The sequence below is a fragment of the Actinophytocola sp. genome (assembly GCF_035712165.1).
Classification (GTDB): Bacteria; Actinomycetota; Actinomycetes; order Mycobacteriales; family Pseudonocardiaceae; genus DASYTH01.
Genome location: NZ_DASTBH010000529.1, coordinates 1 through 3,756, shown reverse-complemented (window position 1 = coordinate 3,756; position 3,756 = coordinate 1). Strand labels below are relative to the sequence as shown.

Annotated in this window: 3 protein-coding genes; 2 read left to right on the top strand and 1 reads right to left on the bottom strand. The window is 72.0% G+C overall.

Annotation, left to right across the window (positions count from 1 at the left end; translation table 11 throughout):
* On the top strand, positions 1-2,881 hold a 2,881-nt coding region (locus tag VFO68_RS29860; protein ID WP_325161748.1), incomplete at its 5' end, for an AfsR/SARP family transcriptional regulator.
* Between the two features lie 19 nt (positions 2,882-2,900).
* Here the strand turns inward: VFO68_RS29860 and VFO68_RS29855 are convergent.
* Complete coding sequence (locus tag VFO68_RS29855; RefSeq protein ID WP_325161747.1) at positions 2,901-3,053, bottom strand: hypothetical protein; 153 nt, start codon at positions 3,051-3,053, stop codon at positions 2,901-2,903.
* Between the two features lie 372 nt (positions 3,054-3,425).
* Here VFO68_RS29855 and VFO68_RS29850 point away from each other — a divergent pair.
* The coding region (locus VFO68_RS29850; protein ID WP_325161746.1) for an MFS transporter at positions 3,426-3,756 on the top strand (331 nt) is incomplete at its 3' end.

Genomic DNA, 3,756 nt, shown 5'->3' with positions numbered 1-3,756 from the left:
GCGCATTCCGCCCGGCCGCCAGCCGGTCATCCTGGCCGCGCTGCTGCTGGAACCGAACCGCGTGGTCAGCATCGACCGGCTGATCGACGTGGTGTGGGAGGAGAAACCCCCGGCGACCGCCCGCACCCAGGTGCAGATCTGCGTTTCGGCGCTGCGCCAGGCGTTCACCGGTCTCGGCGTCGAGCCGCTCATCGAGACGCGTGCCCCGGGATACCTGCTGCGGCTGGCCGACGGGCAGTTGGACAGCCAACTGTTCGCCCGGCTGGTCACGGAGGCCGGCGTGGCCGAGCGGGACGGGCTGGTCGAGGACGCGGTGGTGTTGCTGCGCAGGGCACACGCGCTCTGGCGGGGACCGGCGCTCGGCGGGCAGACCGGGTCGGCGCTGGGTAGTGCCGCGGTTCGGTTGGAGGAGGCCAAACTTTCCGCGCTGGAGACGTGCATCGACCTGGAGCTGCGGCTGGGCCGGCACACCCAGCTGGTCGGCGAGCTGGGGGTGCTGGTGGCCGAGCATCCGCTGCGGGAGCGGTTGCGCGCACTGCTGATGATGGCGCTCTACCGGTCCGGCCGGCCGGCGGAGGCCCTGGAGGTCTACCGCACCGGCTGGCGGATCATGGTCGACGAGCTCGGCCTGGAACCGGGGGAGGAGCTGCGCCACCTGGAGGCCAGCATCCTCGCCGAGGACCAGAGCCTGCAGGTGCAGACCCAGGACCAGCCCGCACCGGCCGGCGCTCCGGCCGGGCCGCACCAGCTGCCGGCCGACATCGTCGACTTCACCGGTCGCGACGCGCTGGTCGCGGAGGCGGAGGCGGCGCTCGACGGCGCCGACACCGCCGCGGTCCGGGTCGTGATGATCACCGGCAAGGCCGGGATCGGCAAGACGTCGCTGGCCGTGCACGTGGCGCACCGGCTGGCCCGGGGCCGGTTCGCCGACGGGCAGCTGTTCTGCAACCTGTCCGGCACGCAGCACCGGTCGGTTCAGGCGACCGACGCGCTGGCCCGGTTCCTGCGCGCGCTCGGCCTGCCGGGCTCGGCCATTCCGGAGGACCTGGAGGAGCGCGCCGAGATCTACCGCAGCCTGCTGTCCGGCCGGCAGATGCTGGTGGTGCTCGACGACGCCGCCGCGGCGCGCGAGGTGTTGCCGCTGCTGCCCGGCAGCGGGAGCTGCGCGGTGATCGTCACCAGCCGGCTGCGGCTGACCGAGATCCCCGGCGCGAAGCTGCTCGACGTCGACCTGCTGCCCCCGGACAAGGCGATGGAGCTGCTGTCCAACGTGCTGGGCGGGCAGCGGGTGGCCGGTGAGTCGACCGCGGCGATGGCGCTGGTGCGGATGGTCGGCGGGCTGCCCCTCGCGCTGCGGATCGTCGCGGCCCGGCTGGCCGCCCGGCCGCACTGGTCGCTGGCCGCGATGGTGGGCCGGCTGGCCGACGAGCGCCGCCGGCTGGACGAGCTGGCGCACGGCGACCTGATGATGCGGGCCAGCCTGCGGCTGACCTACGAGGGTCTCGAGCCGCGCGACGCGCAGCTGTTCCGGTTGCTCGGCGTGCTCAGCGAGGGCAGCTTCCCGGTCTGGGCGGCCGCCGCGCTGCTGGACGACGAGCCGGTCGTGGTCGGCGCCCAGCTCGAGCGGCTGGTCGACATGCAGCTGCTCGACGTGACCGGCCCGGACCTCGACGGTGAGCCCCGCTACGCGCTGCACGCGATCATCCGGTTGTTCGCGCGGGAGGAACTGGACGCGCGGGAGAGCGAGCCGGCCCGGCACGACGCGCTCGAGCGCCTGCTGGGCGGCTGGCTGGCCGTGGCCGAGCGGGCCCGCCGGGAGCACTACGGCAGCGACGCCGGGGTGCTGCGCGGCACCGCGCGCCGGTGGCGGCCGCAGGGTGCCGAGCCGGCGCTGCCGGACGATCCGACACGGTGGCTGGAGGCGGAGTGCACGAACCTGGTGGCGGCGGTCGGGCAGGCCGCGGCGGAGGGGTTCGACGAGCTGTGCTGGGACCTGGCGATCTGCCTGGTCGCGCTGTTCGAGGTGGGCGGCTATCTGGACGAGTGGGAGCGGACCCACCAGCGCGCCCTGGCGGCGGTGCGGGAGGCCGGCAACCGGCGTGGTGAGGCCGCCGTGCTCTGCTCGCTGGGCTCGTTCTATCTGTTCCGGCGCCGGCCGTCGGCGATGCGTGGCGTGCTCGAGCCGGCGCTGCGGATCTTCGAGGAGCTCGGCGACGTGCTCGGTCTGGCGATGACCCGGCGCAACCTGGGTCTGATCACCTACCTGGAGGGGGACAAGGACCGGGCGGCGGCGATCTACGGCACCGCCCTGGAGGGCTTCCGCACCGCGGGCGACGTGCTCGGCCAGGCCTACGTGCTGAGCAAGCTGGCCCAGATCTCCTCCGAGCGCGGCGAGTTCCACCTGGCCACCGACCAGCTCAGCGCCGCGCTGGAGATGTGCCGCGACATCGGCGGCCGCCGGGTGGAGACCATGGTGCTGTTCCGCCTCGGCGAGAACCTGATGCGCCAGCACAAGTTCGAGGAGGCCGACCTGGTGCTGGGCACCGTGCTGGAGCTGGTGCGCAGCCAGGGCGACCTGCAGGGCGAGGGAATCGTGCTGTTCGCGCTGGGGCGGGTTCGGTTCACGCTCGGCCGGCACACCGAGGCCCGGCAGTTGCTGCGCGGGTCCATCGCCGTGCGGGAGCGGATCATGGATCACGTCGGGGCGGCCCGGGCGCGGCTGGATCTGGCGCCGATGCTGGCCGAGCACGGTGACCAGAGCGAGGCGATCGAACTGGCCACCAATGCCGCCACCACGTTCGGGGAACGCAAGGCGGCGGCATTGGAGGTCGAGGCGCGGCGGGTGCTGGCGATGCTGACCGACACGGAGGTGGCGACGTGACCGGGCCGCCCGTTCGGGGTCAGTCGCCCCACGGGTAGTCCGAGGTGCCCAGCGGCGTGGGGCTGTCGGACATGGTGGTGGGGGGCGCGCTGGGAGCGGCGGTGGCGATCGCCGGGGCGGCGATCACTGCGGCGGCGGTGACCAGACCAATCGTCAGAGTCCTGATGAGCATTGTGACCTCTCTTTTTCGGTGGCGCTCATTCCGTTTGCTTGAGTGCCGACTGGTTGTTGGTCACGACGCTATTAATCAGCCGCATTGTCGCGGTATTTTGGCGTTTCTTTGGCTAACTATCGTGGTCAGAGTGTCGCGGTAGTCGCGCGATAACCCCGCAATAGCGTGGCGGTCAAGGGTATGCGCACGACCGTGAACAGGCGCGTTGGACTCCACGAGGGGTAAGAAATGGAGCGCGTCCGCGATTCGAATCTCCTCGAATCCGTACGTTTTCCCGGGCGTCGGCCAGAGTTCGCAAATGCGTTTTCCCCGTCGTTCGCGGATGGCGGTTTCCTGCTCGGGGCCAGCGCGGCCGGATCGTTCGGAGCCGGGATGAGCCGTACCGCGGTGCCCCTGCTCGCCGTGACCGGGCTGGGCGCGACGCCGTTCGAGGTCGGCGTGCTCGTGGCCGCGCAGACCGTCGCCTTCGTGATCATCGGCCTTCCGGCCGGTGCGATCGTGGACCGGCTCCGCAAGCGCCGGATGATGATCGCGATGGACCTGCTGCGGCTGGGTCTCGGGGTGACGATGCTCGGGCTGTGGTGGACCGGTCTGCTCGGTACCGGGCTGCTGATCGCCGTGGTCGCCGCGACCGGCTGCGCGAGTGTGTTCTTCGACGTCGCCGCGATGGCCTACCTCTCGCAGCTGGTCCGCCCGGGCGGTC